The 20148-nt window shown below is 42.6% G+C and carries 17 protein-coding genes; 8 read left to right on the forward strand and 9 right to left on the reverse strand.

Going from position 1 to position 20148, the window contains the following annotated elements; genetic code table 11:
• The first annotated feature begins 319 nt into the window (after window positions 1-319).
• Together HYN49_RS01095 and HYN49_RS01100 are read left to right on the forward strand one after the other, a co-directional pair.
• On the forward strand, window positions 320-841 hold the full coding sequence (locus tag HYN49_RS01095) for a DUF1761 domain-containing protein (RefSeq protein WP_108902395.1): 522 nt from the start codon (window positions 320-322) through the stop codon (window positions 839-841).
• Between the two features lie 97 nt (window positions 842-938).
• Window positions 939-2081, forward strand: a complete 1143-nt coding sequence (locus tag HYN49_RS01100; protein ID WP_108904904.1) for an 8-amino-7-oxononanoate synthase — start codon at window positions 939-941, stop codon at window positions 2079-2081.
• Between the two features lie 2 nt (window positions 2082-2083).
• Here the strand turns inward: HYN49_RS01100 and HYN49_RS01105 are convergent, their stop codons facing one another.
• The gene (locus HYN49_RS01105) at window positions 2084-2974 is read right to left on the reverse strand and encodes a diacylglycerol/lipid kinase family protein (RefSeq protein ID WP_108902396.1); all 891 of its coding nucleotides are present in this window, start codon (window positions 2972-2974) and stop codon (window positions 2084-2086) included.
• Window positions 2975-3034: 60 nt separating this feature from the next.
• Between HYN49_RS01105 and HYN49_RS01110 the strand changes: the two genes are divergently transcribed.
• Window positions 3035-4003, forward strand: a complete 969-nt coding sequence (locus HYN49_RS01110; RefSeq protein WP_108902397.1) for an App1 family protein — start codon at window positions 3035-3037, stop codon at window positions 4001-4003.
• 98 nt (window positions 4004-4101) lie between these two features.
• Here HYN49_RS01110 and HYN49_RS01115 read toward each other — a convergent pair whose 3' ends face one another.
• Window positions 4102-6009 carry an ABC-F family ATP-binding cassette domain-containing protein gene (locus HYN49_RS01115; RefSeq protein WP_108902398.1) on the reverse strand — a complete coding sequence of 636 codons (1908 nt, stop codon included), beginning with the start codon at window positions 6007-6009 and terminating at the stop codon, window positions 4102-4104.
• A gap of 151 nt (window positions 6010-6160) precedes the next feature.
• Between HYN49_RS01115 and HYN49_RS01120 the strand changes: the two genes are divergently transcribed.
• Window positions 6161-6469 carry a DUF983 domain-containing protein gene (locus HYN49_RS01120; RefSeq protein ID WP_317045857.1) on the forward strand — a complete coding sequence of 103 codons (309 nt, stop codon included), beginning with the start codon at window positions 6161-6163 and terminating at the stop codon, window positions 6467-6469.
• Here HYN49_RS01120 and HYN49_RS01125 read toward each other — a convergent pair.
• From HYN49_RS01125 to topA, 7 genes are all read right to left on the reverse strand, one after another.
• Window positions 6466-7515, reverse strand: a complete 1050-nt coding sequence (locus tag HYN49_RS01125; protein ID WP_108902400.1) for an NAD(P)/FAD-dependent oxidoreductase — start codon at window positions 7513-7515, stop codon at window positions 6466-6468. The genes HYN49_RS01120 and HYN49_RS01125 overlap by 4 nt on opposite strands.
• A 64-nt stretch (window positions 7516-7579) precedes the next feature.
• Window positions 7580-8575: a type IX secretion system ring subunit PorN/GldN gene (gene porN, locus HYN49_RS01130; protein WP_108902401.1), complete on the reverse strand. Its 996-nt coding sequence runs from the start codon at window positions 8573-8575 to the stop codon at window positions 7580-7582.
• Window positions 8576-8623: 48 nt separating this feature from the next.
• Window positions 8624-10156, reverse strand: coding sequence for a type IX secretion system motor protein PorM/GldM (gene porM, locus HYN49_RS01135; protein ID WP_108902402.1), 1533 nt, complete (start codon window positions 10154-10156; stop codon window positions 8624-8626).
• Between the two features lie 54 nt (window positions 10157-10210).
• Window positions 10211-10855 carry a type IX secretion system motor protein PorL/GldL gene (gene porL / locus HYN49_RS01140; RefSeq protein WP_108902403.1) on the reverse strand — a complete coding sequence of 215 codons (645 nt, stop codon included), beginning with the start codon at window positions 10853-10855 and terminating at the stop codon, window positions 10211-10213.
• A gap of 51 nt (window positions 10856-10906) precedes the next feature.
• Entirely contained in the window at window positions 10907-12322 is a 1416-nt protein-coding gene (gene porK / locus HYN49_RS01145; RefSeq protein WP_108902404.1) for a T9SS ring complex lipoprotein PorK/GldK, read from the reverse strand.
• A gap of 146 nt (window positions 12323-12468) precedes the next feature.
• Entirely contained in the window at window positions 12469-13620 is a 1152-nt protein-coding gene (locus HYN49_RS01150) for a formimidoylglutamase (protein ID WP_108902405.1), read from the reverse strand.
• Window positions 13621-13623: 3 nt separating this feature from the next.
• Window positions 13624-16146: a type I DNA topoisomerase gene (gene topA, locus HYN49_RS01155; protein WP_108902406.1), complete on the reverse strand. Its 2523-nt coding sequence runs from the start codon at window positions 16144-16146 to the stop codon at window positions 13624-13626.
• A 219-nt stretch (window positions 16147-16365) separates the two neighbouring features.
• Between topA and HYN49_RS01160 the strand changes: the two genes are divergently transcribed.
• From HYN49_RS01160 to HYN49_RS01175, 4 genes are all read left to right on the forward strand, one after another.
• Window positions 16366-16671, forward strand: coding sequence for a hypothetical protein (locus tag HYN49_RS01160; RefSeq protein WP_108902407.1), 306 nt, complete (start codon window positions 16366-16368; stop codon window positions 16669-16671).
• Between the two features lie 122 nt (window positions 16672-16793).
• Window positions 16794-18257, forward strand: a complete 1464-nt coding sequence (gene miaB / locus HYN49_RS01165; RefSeq protein WP_108902408.1) for a tRNA (N6-isopentenyl adenosine(37)-C2)-methylthiotransferase MiaB — start codon at window positions 16794-16796, stop codon at window positions 18255-18257.
• A 71-nt stretch (window positions 18258-18328) separates the two neighbouring features.
• Window positions 18329-19600: a sigma-54 interaction domain-containing protein gene (locus tag HYN49_RS01170; RefSeq protein ID WP_108902409.1), complete on the forward strand. Its 1272-nt coding sequence runs from the start codon at window positions 18329-18331 to the stop codon at window positions 19598-19600.
• Window positions 19601-19641: 41 nt separating this feature from the next.
• Window positions 19642-20148: an LptE family protein gene (locus HYN49_RS01175; protein WP_108904905.1), complete on the forward strand. Its 507-nt coding sequence runs from the start codon at window positions 19642-19644 to the stop codon at window positions 20146-20148.

Below are 20148 nucleotides of genomic sequence, written 5' to 3' on the forward strand. Positions count from 1 at the left end.
ATAAGCGGCTAAAAGTATAAAAAAAAGTTAATTCTGTATTTTTTTTCCATAAAAAAGAGGTGAAATCGAAAAAAACACGGTGAAATGCAATTTTTTAAAGGTAAAACTCAAAATATTTCAAAATAACAATTTTTTATATTTTCAACAAAAACAACGATAAATAAACAGTTTATAACAAAAACGAAAGTTTTATTTAAATAATAATTAATAATTTTATAACAATTCAATAATGATGAGTTAAAAAAATGTAAGGATATAAATAAAGATGGAACACTTCATTCAAATACTTATCTTTGATTATTAACCAAAACCAAATTATATGGACTTTATTAATTTTACAGCCATTTTTGTGGCTGCACTTTCTTCTCTGTTAGTGGGTTTTATATGGTATAGCCCAAAAGTTTTCGGAAACATCTGGATGCGCGAAACCGGTGTCAATATGGAAGACGGCAAAAAACCCAATATGGCGATGATTTTCACGCTCGTTTACATCTACAGTGTTTTCATCGCATTTATCCTGACGGCCCTGACCATACACCAGTCCGGCGCTTTGGGCATGATTGGCGGGCCGGCTTTTATCGATAAGGCACTTCCCTCTTACGCGGCTTTCATGGCTGATTATGGCGGAACATTCCGTTCCTTCCAGCACGGTGCGCTTCATGGTTTCATGACAGGCTTATTACTGATCATGCCTGTAGTGGCAATTAATTCTCTTTTCGAAAAAAGAAGCTGGAAGTATATTCTCGTCACCGGATTTTACTGGGTGGTCACCTGCACGATCATGGGCGGCATCGTCTGCGGATGGACTAAAGATGGCTTTCATTTTTCTTCCATACACTGATCCAATCCCGCATTTATAAAAATCAACCGTCTTCATTGGCGGTTTTTTTATGCCTTTAAAATTATTCGCTATTTTTACAGAAAATCCACAGCCACCAATGGCATTCACTTTTGAAATTTTCAGCGATGTAAATCAATTGCCTCCGGACTGGGATGGGCTAGCCAAAGAAAACATTTTCCTCTCGCGTGATTATCTCGAAGTATTGCAGCTTTCGGCACCGGATAACATGGAATGCCATTTTATCGTATTGCTGGAATCAGGAAAAACCATCGGGATTGCCTTATCACAATTTCTCGATGTGAACCAATTGGAATCTTTCGGTGACCGTGATAAATGCCTCAGGGCATCGGCACGCAAGCTGGTTTTCAGGAATTTTTCCTCGCGCGTCCTTTTCATAGGAAACAACATGCTTACAGGGCAGAATGCTTTTGTTTTTGCAAAAGATACTGATCGCGTGAAAACCATACTGGCGCTTAAAGCCGCAGCCATTTCAATCAGGGATTCTTTCACCAAAAAAGGAAAGAAAATCCACCTGACAACCTTCAAGGATTTTGATGATAATGAAGCGGAAGATTTCCGGAAAGCCGGTTTCAAAGACCATCTCGAATTTTCAACGCAACCGAATATGGTATTTACGATGCGTGCCGACTGGCATTCAGAACAGGATTATATTGGGTCTCTTTCCAAAAAATACCGCGACCAATACAAACGTGCACGCAAAAAATCAGACGGGGTCCACAAACGCAAAATGCCTTTGGAGGACATCATCAAATATGAGGATGCGATTTATGACCTTTATTTCCATGTGGCTAAGAATGCACCTTTCAATACTTTTTTCCTAAGCAAAAACCACTTCCGTATCTTTAAGGAAAAACTGCGCGACAAATTCCTTTTTTATGGCTATTTCCTGGAAGAAAAACTCATCGGCTTCAATACCCTGATTAAAAACGGAAAGTCGATGGACACTTATTTCCTGGGTTATGACGACAATATCCAACGCGACAAAATGCTATACCTGAATATGCTTTACGACATGATTGCCTATTCCATTAATAAGGGATTCTGCGAAATTGTCTTCGGGCGGACGGCTTTGGAAATCAAAAGTTCCGTAGGTGCCCAACCCGTACCAATGTATGGCTTCATGCAACATGGAAACGGACTTGTGAACAAGAACATGGACTGGATTTTCAAGCGCCTCGAACCTGTTGCCGAATGGCAGCAGCGCAATCCTTTCAAGTAATTTCAGCTTTCGGGAACAGGCGCTGGGACAGCCACTTTCATCTGTCCGGGAAGGATGTGTATGTCGAGTTTATCCATCATCCCGCAGAATTCTCCATCAATCTGGAAACTGACTTTAGTATTTGTCGATATCGAAGCCTTATCAGTAGAAATAATCTGCACGTCGCCCGTATCCAAAGGCATATTTCCCGTAATGATTTTCCCGAAAACAATCAGGTCAAGATTTTTCAGGATAACGATTTCAAATTTGCCGTCATCCATAATCCCTGACGGATTTATGGTTACGCCTGTACCATATTTCTGTGTATTGGCAATTACAATCATCCGCGCCGTGGTTTCAATGGTCTCTCCATCGGCTTCAATCTTTGCTTCAAACGGTCCTTCCGATTCACTCAGCGTTTGTATCGCCTGCAGCGCATAACCCAACATGCCACGGGTATTTCCCTGCTCATAATTGCGGACCAACTGGGCATTAAGCCCAAGGTCACTGAGGTGCATGCTGCGAATCCCGTTGATTGAAATCATATCCATATCGATATGATCACCGTGGAAAGCAATCTCCAGGTTTTCCTGTAACGCCGCAGGCAGGTTTAGATCAGTAGAGAGCCCATTGGCCGAACCGGCCGGAATGATTCCCAAAATAACATCATGCTTTTCTACAGCTTCGGCAACCAGCTTTATAGTGCCGTCACCCCCTGCAACAAGGATGCGCTCGGGTTTGTGTTTTATATAAAGCTCGTGGATTTGGCTTAAATCGGTATCATCTCCCTGGGTTTCATAAGTGACGAGACTGAAGTTTTTGCTCTCAGCGAAATCGTTCACTGCTGCGATTAATTCCGTTTTATCGATGTCGCCCGCTATGGGGTTGACAACAAAAATGATTTTCTTTTTCAATGTTTTGCTTCTTTTATCCCCTAAATTTAAGTAATTTAACTTATAATAAAATGCTAAAGAATGAAGCCTGTCCTAAAATTATACCGCGGCTATGCCAATGAACAGGAATTAATTGTAATGGGTCATGTTTTTAAACCAACGACAAAAGAAGATTACGATTTCCAGAAAAGAAAATTCCAGAACGCCAGATCGGTGATACGCATGTTCCGGATCAAGACCCAGAAAAATGCCGATGTCTACCTGGAACTCCATGACAGTAAAATACATACAAAAACCTTAGATGACGGTTATTTCAAATTCTGCATCCCGCTCACGAAGGAATTCGGCTACGGGTGGATGGATTATTTTGTAACGATGAATTACGGCGGGGAGGAGATCCGTATGAAAGGCAGTTTCATCAGGCCTTATGAGGGAAATTTAGGTTTCATTTCAGATATTGATGATACTTTCCTGATTTCACACACAAGGAATATGTTTAAGAAACTTTACATATTGCTTTTCAGGAATGTAAATGACCGTAAGATTTTTGATAATGTTGTGGCGCATTACCAGGCGTTGAGTTCTTCCGGAAGGAACAACAAGGAGGAACAGAATGCTTTTTTTTATGTATCGAGCAGCGAATGGAACCTGTATCGTTTCATTGTCCAGTTTACCGAATTGCACCAGTTGCCGCGCGCCGTTTTACTACTGAAAGACATTAAGACGAGCCTGATGGATTTCTTCATCACAGGGCGGGGCGACCACAACCACAAGTTTGAAAAAATCAAGCACATATTGGAATTCTACCCGAATTTACGCTATACGCTTTTGGGAGACGATTCCCAGGATGATCCATATTTATACGAACAAATCTGCAAAATATTTCCGGTGAATGTACAGGCGGTATACATCCGGCAAACGGGAAGCCACAAGAAGCAAAAAGCCGTCGATGCCTTGAAAAACCTTGAAAGCCTGAATGTGGCCGTTTGTTATTTCAGCGAAAGTTCTGAAGCGATCGAGCATTCAAAAAGAATCGGGCTCATCAGTTGACGGCAAAACACCAGCCCCGATTGAAATGAAAATCCTTTTTGTCCTTTCTTTAAGGACAAAAAGATTGTAATGGAAAGCGGGACCCGTGCTCCAAAAAATTACGCGTTATCAATCTCTTCCTGCACCAAAGCCCATTCGTCGAGCAGTTTTTCCAGGTCCGATTTCTTTTTGTTGTAAGCCATGAAGAAATTGGCATCTTCCGAATGCTTGTCATAATTCGAGGCCAATGCTTTGTCATCGCGCTGGATGTCGTTTTCGAGATCCTTGATCTGGCTTTCGATTTTGCTGAGGCGGTTTTGCAGCGTCTTGTTTTTCTTTTGGTCTTCGTAGGAAAGTTTGCTGACTTCCTTCGGCGCTTCCTTCTTCACCACGTCCTTTTTCTCGACATCGCGCATGTTTTCCATATTGCGCTGTTCGAGGAAAAAGTTAATGTCGCCCAGGTATTCGCGGATTTTCGTGTCCTTGAATTCGTAAACGATATTCGACATGCCCTGAAGGAAATCACGGTCGTGGGAAACGAGCAGGAGCGTGCCTTCAAACTTCTGCAAGGCTGCTTTCAGCACGTTTTTGGATTTGATATCGAGGTGGTTCGTGGGTTCATCCATCACCAAAACGTTGATGGGCTGCAATAGTAACTTGCACAAAGCCAGCCTGTTTCTTTCGCCACCGGAAAGCACTTTCACTTTCTTTTCGACATCATCGCCGCGGAAAAGGAAAGATCCAAGCATGTCGCGCACTTTAGAGCGGTTGGTATCCGTCGCGGCTTCTTCCATGGTTTGCAGCAAAGTGATTTCACCATCAAGGTATTCCGCCTGGTTTTGCGCAAAATAGCCGACCTGTACATTGTGGCCGAGCTTGATTTCGCCCTCAAATGGAAATTCGTGTACGATGGCTTTGATGAACGTCGATTTCCCTTGTCCGTTTTGCCCGACGAAAGCAATCTTGCTGCCACGTTCAACCAATAAGGAAATGTCCTTTAAGATGGTTTTATCACCGTAGCTTTTGGTAACATGGTCCGCTTCAACAACCACTCTTCCGGGAACTTTTGACACGGGGAAAGAAATGTTCATCACAGAATTGTCGTCCTCATCGACTTCAATGCGTTCCACTTTATCGAGCTTCTTGATCAGCGACTGGGCCATCGATGATTTTGTGGCACTGTAACGGAAACGCTCGATGAGTTTTTGGGTCTCTTCTATCTTTTTCTGTTGGTTTTTCTGGGTTGCCAGTTGTTTTTCGCGTATTTCATGGCGCAGTTCAAGGTACTGTGTATACGGTTTGTTGAAGTCGTAGGCTTTTCCTAATGAAATCTCGATCGTCCTGTTGGTAACGTTATCCAAAAACATCTTATCGTGTGATACGATGACGACGACACCAGGAAAATTACGCAGGAAATTCTCCAGCCAGATGATACTTTCAATATCAAGGTGGTTTGTAGGTTCATCGAGAAGCAGGATGTCATTGGATTGCAGCAACAATTTCGCCAATTCGATACGCATTCGCCATCCTCCGGAGAAAGTCTCTGTAGGATTATTGAATTCTTCGCGCTTGAATCCAAGTCCGAGCAGGATTTTTTCGGTATCACCAACATAATTATAACCTCCTAAAAGTTCAAAGCGGTGGGTATAATCTGAAAGGTCCTCAATGATTTTTGAATATTCCTCACTTTCATAATCAGTGCGTGTGACCAATTGGTGGTTGATGGATTCGAGTTTTTTCTCAGCTTCCTTGATTTCGGCAAATGCCTGGTACGCTTCTTCCAGGACGGTCCTGCCCTGCTCGAAATCGATGTCCTGGCGGAGGAAGCCGATTTTCACCTCTTTCTCAGTAGCAATGCTTCCTGAATCCGGAGCGAAATCACGTGCGAGGATTTTAAGCATGGTCGACTTTCCTGCGCCATTTTTGCCGACAAGGCCTACCCGGTCTCCGGCACCAAGACGGAAAGTTACTTCTTCAAACAAATAAGAGCCTCCGAAAGAAACGGAAAGGTTGTGTATATTGAGCATTTCGCGATATTAACTGTGAATGTATTCGTAACTTTGCCATCCGTAAAACGCAAAGAAACCCAATCATTTAAATTTTGTGCAAATGTTAAAAAAAGGATCCAAATTAAATAGCATTTTAACAGGAAGTTGTCCGAGATGCCAACAAGATAGCATGTATGTGAACCCAAATCCATTTAATTTGCGGGAAGTCCTGAAAATGAAAGACAAATGCGCGCACTGCGGCCTGAAATATATGATTGAGCCATCATTTTTTTATGGTGCTATGTATGTGAGCTATGGACTGAATGTACTTATAGGGATTGGCGTATTCGCAGTTTGCTTTTTTGCTTTCAAGGCGGATGTAACCGTCACTTTTATAAGCATCATCATGAGCTTGATCGTATTGATGCCTTTGGTCCTGAGATGGTCCAGGAATATTTACATCAACATGTTTGTTTCGCCAGAAAGAAAACAGGATTAAGCCGGCGCAAACCGTTTAATGCTTATTGATGGCTCCAAAAGGATTTGATTCTCAATATGATCAAATAGCTTTTGCGCCATAAATGGGCCAAGCATGACGCCACGTGTCCCCAATCCGTTCAGGATGTGCATTCGTGGATAATCAGGATGTGTACCTAACAACGGTTTTCTGTCTCTTACTGTAGGGCGGATTCCGGCGAGGTGCTCTATGATTTCGAAATCACATTGCAGGATTTCTTTGGTTCTTTGGATGAGTTCTTCTCTGCCGGCGGGAGTAGGAATTGGTGTTTTATCATCCCAGTTATAAGTCGCCCCAACTTTAAATAAATTATTGCCGAGCGGCAGTATAAACACATTCGTATTGAGGATGACATCAAGTTCGAGATCAGGCGCTTTGATAATAAGCAATTCGCCTTTCGTACCATCTAAAGGAAGGTAATTGAAGTATGGATTCGAATGGATTCCGAAACCTTCCGCAAAAACGATATGCTTTGCTTCAAGGTTGTGATATGAAATCCGATCATAATTGATGCTTAGGCTGCCATAGTCGAACGTTTCAAAACGGATTGAGTTGATGTCGTTAAGATAATCCCGGTAAACTGCTATCAGCATTTGTGTATCTACATATCCTGTATGCAATACCTGCCCATAATCGAAAGGCGATTGAATACCGTTGAAACTTTTTGTAAATAGTGTTGTGGAAAGGAACTCGGTCAGGCCAGGTTTATCAGATGCCATAAACCAATTGTTTTGTTCTTCAATTGAAAAGAACTTTCTCAGCACAGGCAAATCGAAAACAATTTTGTCTTTGACACACAGCTTATTTTCTATGCTGCAATAAAAGACTTGCAGCAACTTTACCTGTTCCATCGCATCCTGCAACCGGCTGTAACGCTTCAGTATGACAGGATTGAAAAGGCCTCCGGCAACTTTAGAGGAGTTTTGCGAATCATTGTCGTAAACAATAACGGATTTCCCCTTCTCTATCGCTGTTTCAGCAAAAGCGATACCGGCAAGTCCGCAACCAACAATTAAATAATCAACCATAATGAAAATAAAAAACTCCTATCCGAAGATAAGAGTTTCTTGTATGTTTAAAATATAAACCGAATTAATAATTCCACATATCCTGTTCGAAGTTGCGAATCTTTTCCTTAAGCCTTTCCGACTCGAGCAATTGCAATTGCGCGTTATCCTTCATATAATCCTCAATCAGCCTATCTCCATAAACGTTTTCTTCTTCATAAATTACAGAATTGAAACGTCTTGAGTTCAACAGGTGGTCAAAAGAGATTGGCATCGCAGAATTCTTATCATTGAATGCATTTGAAGCGTGCAGGACATCTCTGGCTGCCGGGAAATATACCCAGAACAATTCAATTACATCCGGATCTTCTTTGCCAACTTCTTTAGCCTCAGGAGCTACTGGACAAATGCCTAGCAACCTGTACTTCATCTCACCTTGCCTTTTATCAAAATACCAATAGCCTTTGATTTTGTAAGCCGAGATATCCTGAGAAGTCAAAAATCTTTCGTCGATGAACTCTGCAGAAAGTACTTTAGCAGCCGGAAGATCCTGTGCCGGAGTTGCAGGAGAAATTACCTTACCCTTTTTGTTCCTTTTTTCAGGTTGTGCTTCAACGTGCCTTCCTTTGTAAGCTTCAGGATCATTGTTTATTTCGTCCCTACCAGCATTGGTAGTATCGCGAAACTTAAATGTATTCTCCAAATCCCCCAAAGGGCGTTTTGTATTGAAATATGGATCTGCATATACCTCAGTAATTTTTCCTGATTTGATACCCTTGATAATGACATCAAACAAAGACCTTCTGTCTTTACCAATATTGTTGGTATCGATTGGGAAGTACATTGGGAAATTGATTCTTTCATCAAGGTCAATAATTTCCATAACCGTTTTACCCATCATTACATCCCTGTCGTGAACGTAACCGTAAGGAAGCGGCTTGTCATTATCAGAATTCAATTGGGCTTCTGTTTTCTTGCCAATCTCATCCGGTGTCTTTGCATTCAACAGATTAGACTGAGCAAAAGAAGTAAGGCCTCCTGCAAGCAAAATTGCTATTGATAAAAGATTTTTGCAATTCATAGTTTTAGTATTCAAAGTGTCTGGCTAAAAAACGCCGAACTAAATTTATTATTGTATTTCGTAAATAACTGGGGCAGTTTGCTTCAGGATAATGTCTGAACCTTCCAATTTAGTCTTGATTTCAGAAAACGTTACCTGGTCACCTCTGCTTGTTCTTGCCAAAGCAGCCTTAGCTTGCGAATTCAGTTTATTGCCATTCACAACCACTGTAGGTTGTCCCGGAACTTTCATGCTAAACTGCACTACGTTAATCTTAACCTCAAAATCAAAATCAGGTAGCTCTGCAGTTACGGTTGAAGCCTCAAGCCTTGATTTCTGCCCTTTTACAACACCCATCATTTTTCCGATGGCACCTTGTGGAGCAGGAATGTTCTTAATCCTGAAAACCCTTGTATCAGTAACCGATTTACCATCAGGTAATTTCGCATTTACATTGATTTTTACCTCAGTTCCAGAACCTGGATTCATCATGTACTTTCCTTTTCCAAGATCTCTTAGTCCAGGCGCGCTCGCTTTAACATCATTTTGAGCAACTCCTGCAAACGAAATAGTCATTGGATTGGAAACACCACGGTAAACCACATTCATTTTATCAGCTGAAATAGTTGCTTCGTTAGGACGAGGTACGACAACATAGTTGCCTTCGAATTTCAAAGGAATATTTTTACCATCCTCAAGGAAAGTAAACTGTCCGTTAATTTTCTGCTCTCCAACACTACCAGCTGTCAAAGAAATCACGGCTTGACCGTTCTCCAATTTACCAGGACCCTGGAAAGAAGTAGGTTTCGTATTTTCGTCATAACGACCCAATACAACTTTACCTTTTACATTCTCTCCTTGGAAATAAGCATTTTTTTCCAAAACTACGATTGCCTGATAATTGCTGTAAGATGCCGCCTGAACAGCCGCTTTTCCTAAAGCCGCGCTGATTACATCAGACTCAGCTTTCTTAACATCACTTTGCCATGCTGATAATGTTGACAAAGACGCGATTGCAGGAAAACCTTTAAAATGATAATTCAAGAATTTATCCTTAAGCCCTTCTTTATTTGTAACATCAGAGACATCAAAAGCTTTATTTACTTCGGCTAAAATTGCAGCGTACTTTTTATCTGTAAGAGCCGCTTTCATTTCATTTTTGTAAGCGTTGATTGCAGCAATTACTTCATTACCTCTTTTAGTGTAATCATCACCTATAAACCAGCTTTCGTCAAGATTCTGACCTTTGTCCATTTGCTCATATGGCAACTTACCATTCTCTTCGATTTGTACACCTTTTTTGGTTTCTTCTTTACAGGTTTCAATAAAATCATAAAACTTCTTAGAAGCAGCTTCTACTTTATGAGCGGTCGCAGCAGCTCCAGCAAATTCACCGGCAGCTTCGGAAGCTTTCAGATCCAAAGCAGCAAGCATTTGCTGATTGGTTGCTTTAGATGCCGTATTTGCTGATTCAAATTTTTCGTTCATCAAGCCAAAAGCCGATAAAACTTCTTTGGACATATTTAGTGCTAACATCGCGATGAAAACCAGATACATCAGGTTAATCATCTTCTGTCTAGGGGTTAATTTTCCTCCTGCCATTTTTGTATAATTAGTCTATGCGTTAATAAATGTTTTTAGTGTTTAAACTAATTATTATCCTTTATTGCTCATTGCAGAAAGCATACCACCGTATACATTGTTCAATGATGCGATGTTTGCCGTCATAGACTGCATTTGTTCTTTCAGTTTGCTGGCGTTGTCAGCAATTTCTTTGTTAGCTTCAGCATTTCTTGAAGCGCTCTCCAATTGTACTTTGTAAAGGCTGTTCAAAGATTCCATTTGTGCAGCAGCCATAGAAAGCTCTTCGCTGTATTTCTTAGTAGCAGCAATTCCATCAGCGGCAGGAGAAATTCCTTTAGCAGCAGATTCGAAATTTTTGATACTGTTTCCTAAACTTGCCATCAATTCACCGTCAACTTTTGCTTCTTTAAGCATAGCATCCAATTTTTGAGACAACATGCCCTGAGCATCTTTCGGATCCTCTTTTTTACCTTTTTCTTTAGCTTGACCACCAGCCAATTCAGGATATACCAATGACCAGTCAAGTTCATTATCTACAGGTTCGAATGCTGATAATGCAAAGATTAAAGCTTCAGTTACAAGACCAATAGTAAGCATCACGTTACCTGTCAAAGGACCAAGCTCAAAGTGGATGATTTTGAATAACGCTCCTACGATTACTACCGCCGCTCCCATACCGTAAGCGAAGTTCATTGCTTTTTTGCTTAAAATTGCCATAATAAATAAATTTTTTTGTTAATTAGAATATAGTTTATAAAAGTTGGTTAATTAATTTTTAGGCGCATTGCCTGTTACTTGCAAGCCCATATAGTCCTGTACTGTCCTGAATCCGATGTAGCTTCTAGCAGTATCAGCATATTCGAAATCACGGGTACTTACCTGAAGGTAGTAAGAAACATCTTTCCACGAACCACCACGCACTACCTTACGTTGGTTTTTCGTATCAGGAACATTCGGGTTCATGGTAGAAACATATTCGTAAGCTCCTGGATCATACGAAGAATCAGTCCACTCAGAAACGTTACCCGCCATATTGTAAAGATTATATCCGTTTGGATCGTAAGACTTAGCTTCTACTGTATACAAAGCACCGTCAGCAGCATAATCCCCTCGGTTAGGCTTGAAGTTAGCCAAGAAACAACCTCTGTCACTCTTAGCATAAGGACCTCCCCACGGATAAGTAGCAGACTCCAGACCACCTCTTGCAGCATACTCCCATTCTGCTTCTGTAGGAAGACGGAATGAATTTACAAGATCGTTGTGTTTCTTTTTAGATTTGATGTATGTATTTTTATTTAATGTCCTCCAGGCGCAAAATGCTTTTGCCTGTTTCCAGCTTACTCCAACAACAGGATATTCGCTGTAAGCCTGGTGCCAGAAATAGTCATTGTGCATTGGCTCATTATAAGAATACGCAAAATCCTTGATCCATGCAGTAGTATCCGGATAAATAGGCTCTTGTTCTGTTTTGATGAACTTACTTCTCTTTCCTTTTTTAGCTTTAGCAGCAGCCTGGATATCCATCCAAGAGTAACGGAATTTCAATTTAGAAACATCAATAGTCCTCAAACCATTATAAGACTCAGCAACAGGTATATACATAGAATCCATAACCTCACTGTAATATTCATCAGGGTATTTGGCAGTATTGGTCTGAAGTTTGACTTTGTGGTTCAGCTTCCTTCCCGCATACATATCCTCACCATCACTAACGCTGTAATAATTTTCGTACATATATTTGTCGTAAGGCGTCATTTTAGCGGGATCAGCATCATTAAAAGCATAATCATTGATGCTTCCTCCAGCTTTACCGCTTTTGCCTTTACCAGCAGCAGTCCCGCCTCCGGCACCACCACCCACTTCGTCAGCAAGAATCGCCAAACGAACCCTGATCGTAGAGTCTTTTACCCACTCCACAAACTGACGGTATTCGCTATTTGTAATTTCCGTTTCATCCATGTAAAATGAACGTACCGTTACTGTCTTTGTAGGAGCATCACCTATATTAGCCAAATCATCATCTGATTTACCCATGATAAAAGCGCCTCCAGGGACTAACGACATTCCATAAGGTTTCTCAGGATGCCATTTTTTTCCTTTTACTCCAACAAGTTCTCCTTTATCGCTTGAACCACAGCTGAACAATAATGATGATAATGCTGCAAATGCAATGAACTTCTTCATATAAATTTGGGTTAAAATGTATTCATAATTTTAAGGGCGTAAACCTATCTATTATTTTTTTAAAAAACAATTTTTTTACTAACAAAAACTTAAAAAACTGTGAAATATGAGGTAAATATCACGAATTTTACAGCGAGTCCTCTGATTTACAGTATGTTTTTTCTTTGTGCTTTCCACCACCTCGCTGGCAGCTCCTGATGGCACGCTTCTTCGTAATCTTTATACGAACACGGTAATAACGTGTTTCTTTTTAATTTATTATTACCCGTCGATACAAACGGGATTTCTATCCACCAGCGATCAGTTTTATTGCTCTTGTAAAATACCAGAAATTCATCTTCTGTCGGAACAGTATATTTAAGGTAATGCTCCTTGCTGCCAAAAGGATATTCATTGGAACGGTAATGGAAGCCTTCTATGAAATACCACAATATCTGGGCCACTAAAACGGATTCCTGTTTTGAATTATTGTGATTGAAAATCCCAAATAAAGATACTTTATCACTAATTCCCGCGTAACGTGCCAAAGAACAGATTTCCTTTCCATTGAAACCATTCGGAGTAAAAGTAACAAAATTACCTGAATCACAAGACTTTACAGATGTTAAATCTAAACTCACCACGTCAGCATCGCGAAAAACCGGCTCCGCAATGGCGATATTTGCAGACACTTCGCCAAGCCTATATGCTTCAAAAAAAAGCTTTTCTATTAAATCAATCTCTTCCTGTGAATTATAATAGGTCTGGTATCCTATATTACTATAATTGAACAGGTTCGTCGGCTCGTCCATCAGGATTTTTGTCAGGTAAGAATCTGCACTGACAGGACTGTCGTGTTTCCCAAAGTCAAACTTATTGTCGATAGACACCAGGTTTACCATTTGTTCCAGATGATCGTAAGCACGATACAGAGGATACGTTAAATCCTGCGTCCCTCCTATTATTACAGGTATAATCCTTCTCTTGATCAAATTAGCGATCACCGCCTGGACTGCAAAATATGTATCATGCAGTGAATTGCCTGATTGTATATCGCCCAAATCTGCAATCGAACCCTCCCAATTCCCGGGAAAAAGGCTGTAAAATTCCTTACGGATCGCCGTCAGATCAGCATCTTCAAAGCGATCCGGATTCCCCCGGTTCTCCAACACCCCAACAATAGCGACACGAATCCGGTCCAGATCCGGAAAATCCTTATCAGTATGCATGGCCACCTTACTGCCCAAATGCTGGGACGAAAGCTGATCAACAAAACCAATAATATCATTACTTACAGGAGTCAGAAAATCCAGTTCCATATTTTATTTCTTTTTCGCGGCTGTTTTTTTAGCCGCCGGTTTCTTTACAATAGTCTTCGCGACAGTCTTTTTCACTGCTTTTTTCGGGGTTTTCTTCTCGATCATTTCCTGGACCTGCGCCAATGTCAGACTTGCAGCATCGACATCCTTACTCAGTTCGATCTTGATTTTTCCTTTCGTGATCACCGATCTCCCCCAACGTGCTTTTTCAATCACAATACCTTCTTCAGGCCAGTTTTGCAGCACTTTATCAATATCCTTCTGCAGCTTTTCCTCTATCAGTGTTTCAATATCGGATTGCGACAGGTTGTCGAAGTTGTATTTCTTACTCACATTGATGAACAACCCGTTCCATTTAATAAACGGCCCGAAGCGCCCCACGCCTTTTTGAACACCTTCATTCTTATAATGCGCAATCGGCGCATCAGCTTTCAGCTTTTCGTCGACGAGTTCCTTCGCACGGTCCATAGTGACATCCAGCGGATCTTCACCTTTAGGCAATGAAATGAACACTTTCCCGAAACGGACATAAGGCCCGAAACGGCCGTTGTTCACTTCTACTTCTTCACCTTTATATATACCAAGGTTCTTCGGCAACAAAAACAAATTCAATGCTTCTTCCAAAGTAATACTCCCGATATTCTGCTCTGTCCTTAAACTCGCAAACAGCTTATCATCATCTTCCGGCTCTCCGATTTGTGCCATCGGACCAAATTTCCCAAGGCGCACACTAACCTGCCTGCCGGTTTTCGGGTCTTTTCCAAGGATTCTTTCCCCGCTTTCACGCTCGGCATTGGCTTCCACTTCCTTCACATTCGGATGAAAATGGCTGTAAAACTCCTGCATCATCTTGGCCCAGTTGACATTGCCTTCTGCAATCTCGTCAAAATCCTGTTCCACTTTAGCAGTAAAATTGTAATCTAAAATATTCCCGAAGTTCTTCACCAAAAAATCCGTTACAATGATCCCGATATCGGTCGGGACAAGCTTGCCTTTATCAGAACCTGTGTTTTCCTTCAATTGTTTTTCCGAAACCTTACCCGAAACCAATGTCAGTTGCGTATAATTACGCTCCTGCCCTTCCAGGTTGCCTTTCTCTACATAATTTCTGTTGATGATGGTAGAAATCGTCGGTGCATACGTGGATGGCCTCCCGATGCCAAGCTCCTCGAGTTTCTTTACCAATGACGCTTCGGTATATCTTGCGGATGGCCTCGAATACCTTTCCGTTGCGGTGATGTAGGAATTCTGCAGCCTCTCGCCTACTTTCATCGCCGGCAGCATGCCCTCCTGCTCTTCTTCATCGTCATCATGCCCTTCGAGGTATACTTTCAGGAAGCCTTCAAAAAGCAATACTTCACCTGTTGCACTAAACAATTCGCTATGGTTATTGGCTTCAATCTTAACGTTGGTGCGCTCCAGTTCCGCGTCACTCATTTGCGAGGCAAGCGTCCGTTTCCAGATCAGTTCATAAAGCCTGGCCTGGTCGCGGTCAATATTCACGGTATGCCTTGACATGTCCGTCGGGCGAATGGCTTCGTGTGCTTCCTGCGCGCCTTTGCTTTTGTTCGCGAACGTACGCGGTTTCGAAAACTGCTCACCATACGAAGTAATGATTTCTGCTTTGGCAGCGCCCATGGCTTCCTGTGAAAGGTTCACGCTATCCGTTCTCATATAAGTAATCAATCCCGCTTCATACAGCCGTTGCGCCAACTGCATTGTGATGCCTACCGGAAGGTACAGCTTTCGTGCCGCTTCCTGCTGCAATGTCGATGTGGTAAATGGTGCCGCAGGTGATTTCCTTGTCGGTTTGGTTTCAAGATCCGATACCTTATATATAGAGCCTGCATTTTTATTTAAGAAATCTTCAGCTTCTTTTTTAGTGCCGAAGTTTTTAGGAAGCTTTGCCTTAAACGATTTTCCGGCTTCGTTGATGAATTCTGCGGTGATGGAATACGTTGCCACAGATTTGAAGTCCTGTATCTCGCGTTCCCTTTCCACAATCAAACGAACCGCTACAGATTGCACACGTCCTGCTGATAATCCGCCTTTGACTTTACGCCACAACACCGGCGACAGTTCATATCCTACGAGGCGGTCCAAAACACGCCGCGCCTGTTGTGCATTGACAAGGTTATAGTCTATTTCACGTGGATTGTCGATGGCTTTCAGGATGGCCGACTTTGTGATTTCATGGAAAACAATCCTTTTTGTCTTCTTGCTGTCGAGTTTTAGTTCTTCGGCCAGGTGCCACGAAATGGCTTCTCCTTCACGGTCCTCATCGGAAGCGAGCCAGACCATCTCGGCATTCTTTGAAAGTGTTTTGAGTTTGCTTACCAAAGCCTTCTTATCGGGCGAAACCTCATATCTCGGTTTGAAACCGTTCTCAACATCAACCCCGATTTCTTTGGAAGGAAGATCGGCAATATGGCCGTAACTCGACTCCACCTGGAAGTCGGCACCAAGGAATTTCTCTATTGTTTTTGCCTTAGCAGGCGACTCCACGATCACTAAATTCTTTGCCATAATCCACTTTTTGTTGTTCGCAAAAGTATAGGTTTTTTTTAAATAACAATGGGATGGGGGAAATTCATCGTGATACCTATATATATTATCATCTCAAAAGTCCGGGGGAAAGCACGTCATGTGAAGCGATATTGTTTTATGGTAATCACGTAGTTTCCCGCACTTAAGACATCAATAATTTACATAGATTTGAATTTCAAAAACACTTAAAATAATTTTATGGAAATCGCTAAAACACATCAGCCGTTCCGAAAGATGATTAGAATCTTCATGATTACGATTATCTTCGCCCACCTGCTGCTGCAAATGATGCATATCAAAATCCCTGTAGACCACGATTATCTTAATATCATCGTACTGTCATTGGTTGTGCTCTGCGCCACATATGAATCAATTTGTCAGCGGCAGGACGACAAGATTAACAAAACGCACAACTTCAGGAACAGTATGTACTTTTTAATTTTTGTAGTATTACTTGCAGCTTTATTTTTTGGATTAGAGGCTGTCATGGTGCCAAGTCGCTAATCCGTTTCGCTCGAAGACTTAATACAAAATAAAGAATTGTTAAACTCCGCCTGCCAACTTGTCACATTAAAATCATTTCCTGTATCTTTGAGGCCCTAAAAAAAGGGATGCGACAACGACTTATGGAAAAGATCATCGAAGAAAGCAAGCAGGGTGAAAGCCTTGTATTGGAACAAAAATCAGGAAATACAAAAAAACTGTTCATCGAAAGCTACGGCTGTGCGATGAACTTTTCGGACAGTGAGGTCGTCGCATCCATCCTTTTGGAAAACGGCTTCAACACGACACAGATACTCGAAGAAGCCGACCTGGTGCTCGTCAATACCTGCTCCATCCGCGACAAGGCAGAACAGACCGTCCGCAAGCGCCTCGAAAAATACAATGCCGTCAAGAAACGCCAGAACCCAAAGATGAAAGTCGGCGTACTGGGCTGTATGGCCGAACGGCTCAAAGCGCAGTTCCTCGAGGAAGAGAAAATCGTCGACCTGGTCGTAGGACCCGATGCCTACAAGGATTTGCCTAATCTATTAAAGGAAGTCGAAGACGGGAATGACGCCATAAACGTGATCCTTTCAAAAGAAGAAACCTACGGAGACATTTCCCCGGTAAGGCTGATGAGCAATGGCGTAACGGCTTTTGTGTCCATCACCAGGGGATGCGACAACATGTGTACGTTCTGCGTGGTGCCTTTTACAAGAGGGCGTGAACGCAGCCGTGAGCCGCAGAGCATCATGGCCGAGATCGAAGACCTTTGGCAAAAAGGCTATAAGGAAATTACCCTTTTGGGGCAGAATGTCGACAGTTATTTATGGTATGGCGGCGGACTGAAAAAAGATTTCGACAAAGTCACCGACATGCAGAAGGCCACTGCCACAGGTTTCGACCAGCTGCTTGAAATGGTTGCCGTGGCTTACCCGAAACTACGCATCCGCTTTTCGACCTCGAACCCTCAGGACATGCATGAAAGCGTTTTGCATGTCATTGCGAAATACCCGAACATCTGCAAGCACATCCACCTGCCGGTACAATCGGGCAGCGACAGGATCCTGAAGGAAATGAACCGTTTGCACACGCGTGCTGAATATTTAGACTTAATCAGCAACATCAAAAGGATTATTCCGGATTGCAGCATCACCCAGGACATGATCGCAGGCTTCCCTACGGAAACCGAAGCGGACCACCAGGACACTTTAGACCTGATGGAAGCGGTAAAATATGGTTTCGGCTATATGTATTCATATTCTGAAAGGCCGGGAACTTTGGCCGGGAGGAAAATGGAAGATGATGTGCCGGAGGAGGTGAAGCTGCGTCGTTTGCAGGAAATCGTCGCGTTGCAACGCGAGCACAGTGCCATCCGTACCAACGAATTTGTCGGCCAAATTGTAGAAGTCTTGATTGAAAAAGAGTCGAAGAAATCTCCTGAAGACTGGTCGGGAAGGAATTCGCAAAGCATCATGACGGTATTCCCGAAGGAGCATTACAAAATGGGTGACTTTGTAAACGTGCTGATTACAGATTGTACCAGCGGGACATTAATCGGCAAGGCCACTGGCTACAGCGACATGAACCGAAACGAAGAAATATAAGCTTTTGTGATTTAACTGTAAGAAAAATTTTATCTGATTCTGTTAAATTGCATCCACTAAAACCAATACGTATGGAATCCGTACAAGCCATAAAACAAAAATTCGAAATTATCGGGAACGACCCGAAACTGAACCGCGCCATCGAAAAAGCGATTCAGGTCGCCCCTACTGATATCACGGTACTGGTAGTCGGGGAAAGCGGTGTCGGGAAAGAAAGCATCCCGAAGATTATCCATTCGCTCTCACACCGCAAACACGGGAAATACATCGCGGTAAACTGCGGTGCGATTCCGGAAGGCACGATCGACAGTGAACTGTTCGGGCACGAAAAAGGGGCATTTACAGGAGCGACAGGAACCCGTGAAGGGTATTTTGAAGTCGCAAATGGCGGTACGATCTTCCTTGATGAAGTGGGCGAATTGCCGCTGACGACGCAGGTGCGCTTACTGCGTGTACTGGAAAACGGGGAATTCATCAAGGTAGGTTCGTCGCAGGTACAAAAAACCAATGTGCGTATCGTAGCGGCCACCAATGTCAATCTTTTTGATGCCATCGAAAAGGGAAAATTCCGCGAGGACCTTTATTACAGGTTAAGTACCGTCGACATTATGCTGCCGGCATTGCGGGAACGCAAGGATGACATTCATTTGCTATTCCGGAAATTCGCTTCCGATTTTGCGCACAAATACAAAATGCCACCTTTGAAACTCGATGATAATGCGGTGGAATTGCTGCAAAAGTTCCGCTGGAGCGGTAACATCAGGCAGTTGCGCAATGTGGCGGAGCAGATTTCCGTTTTGGAAACCAACCGCGATATTTCAGCGATGACACTGCAATCGTATCTCCCGTTGGAAGGCAGTAATCTACCTTCGGTCATCAAGGCCGGAAAACCGGAAAGTGATTTCAGTACCGAAAGGGAAATATTATATAAGGTGCTTTTTGACATGAAAAGCGACCTGAACGATTTGAAAAAACTCACGATGGAGCTGATGAAAAACGGCAGTTCCAAAGTACAGGAAACCAATCCGAACCTGATCCGGAAAATTTATGGTACGGACGGCAGCGAAAACGAATTCGATTTTGACGAGCCGCAGCAGCGCAGCCTGTCGGTGATGCCTGTGGTTGCAAAGCCGCAGCAGGAGCATTTTAAAAACGACCGTGATGACAATTACCTTTTTGCTGAAACGGTCGAAGAAGAAGAAACCCTCCGCCTGGAACAAAAGGAAATCGAGATGATTAAAAAATCTTTGGAAAAAAATAAGGGCAAAAGGAAAGCCGCCGCAGATGAGCTCGGCATTTCAGAAAGGACGCTGTACCGCAAAATCAAACAGTTTGATTTATAGGATTGCCGCTGAAATTGAATATCTTTGACCTTTATGTCCGTATGAAAAAAATACTTTTACTTACCGCACTCGTTTTAACCGCATTCACTTTTAATGGTTGCGGGGCGTATAATTTCACCGGCGCGAAACCTATCGATGCCAAAACGTTCCAGGTCAGTTATTTCCAGAACAACGCCGACCTGGTACAGCCGGGAATTGAACGTACGTTTACACAACAATTGCAGGAACTGATCCAGAACCAGACCAACCTGAGTTTAACCAATTCCGGTGCCGACCTGGTATATGAAGGCGAGATTACAGATTTCCGCATCTCGCCGATGCAGGCCACCGCCGATCAGCGTGCCGCCCAGAACAGGCTAACGATCACGGTCAATGTGCGTTTTACGAATAAGAAAAAGGAGGATGAGAGTTTTGAAAAGCCATTTTCGTTCTTTGTTGACTATAGTGGTTCGGAGCAATTGGTCGGTGCACAGCTGACTGAGGCAGTGAATACCATTTATGAGCGTATTACGCAGGATGTATTCAATGCGTCGCTGGCAAAATGGTAA

Origin of the sequence: Flavobacterium pallidum, assembly GCF_003097535.1 — a bacterium.
In the GTDB taxonomy this organism is placed as follows: Bacteria; Bacteroidota; Bacteroidia; order Flavobacteriales; family Flavobacteriaceae; genus Flavobacterium; species Flavobacterium pallidum.

Excerpts from the sequence above, each read along its gene's own strand:
- HYN49_RS01095 (WP_108902395.1), top strand. The coding sequence starts at position 320 with ATGGACTTTATTAATTTTACAGCCATTTTTGTGGCTGCACTTTCTTCT.
- HYN49_RS01100 (WP_108904904.1), top strand. The coding sequence starts at position 939 with ATGGCATTCACTTTTGAAATTTTCAGCGATGTAAATCAATTGCCTCCG.
- HYN49_RS01110 (WP_108902397.1), top strand. The coding sequence starts at position 3,035 with ATGAAGCCTGTCCTAAAATTATACCGCGGCTATGCCAATGAACAGGAA.
- HYN49_RS01115 (WP_108902398.1), bottom strand. The coding sequence starts at position 6,009 with ATGCTCAATATACACAACCTTTCCGTTTCTTTCGGAGGCTCTTATTTG.
- HYN49_RS01120 (WP_317045857.1), top strand. The coding sequence starts at position 6,161 with ATGTATGTGAACCCAAATCCATTTAATTTGCGGGAAGTCCTGAAAATG.
- HYN49_RS01125 (WP_108902400.1), bottom strand. The coding sequence starts at position 7,515 with ATGGTTGATTATTTAATTGTTGGTTGCGGACTTGCCGGTATCGCTTTT.
- porN (WP_108902401.1), bottom strand. The coding sequence starts at position 8,575 with ATGAATTGCAAAAATCTTTTATCAATAGCAATTTTGCTTGCAGGAGGC.
- porM (WP_108902402.1), bottom strand. The coding sequence starts at position 10,156 with ATGGCAGGAGGAAAATTAACCCCTAGACAGAAGATGATTAACCTGATG.
- porL (WP_108902403.1), bottom strand. The coding sequence starts at position 10,855 with ATGGCAATTTTAAGCAAAAAAGCAATGAACTTCGCTTACGGTATGGGA.
- porK (WP_108902404.1), bottom strand. The coding sequence starts at position 12,322 with ATGAAGAAGTTCATTGCATTTGCAGCATTATCATCATTATTGTTCAGC.
- HYN49_RS01150 (WP_108902405.1), bottom strand. The coding sequence starts at position 13,620 with ATGGAACTGGATTTTCTGACTCCTGTAAGTAATGATATTATTGGTTTT.
- topA (WP_108902406.1), bottom strand. The coding sequence starts at position 16,146 with ATGGCAAAGAATTTAGTGATCGTGGAGTCGCCTGCTAAGGCAAAAACA.
- HYN49_RS01160 (WP_108902407.1), top strand. The coding sequence starts at position 16,366 with ATGGAAATCGCTAAAACACATCAGCCGTTCCGAAAGATGATTAGAATC.
- miaB (WP_108902408.1), top strand. The coding sequence starts at position 16,794 with ATGGAAAAGATCATCGAAGAAAGCAAGCAGGGTGAAAGCCTTGTATTG.
- HYN49_RS01170 (WP_108902409.1), top strand. The coding sequence starts at position 18,329 with ATGGAATCCGTACAAGCCATAAAACAAAAATTCGAAATTATCGGGAAC.
- HYN49_RS01175 (WP_108904905.1), top strand. The coding sequence starts at position 19,642 with ATGAAAAAAATACTTTTACTTACCGCACTCGTTTTAACCGCATTCACT.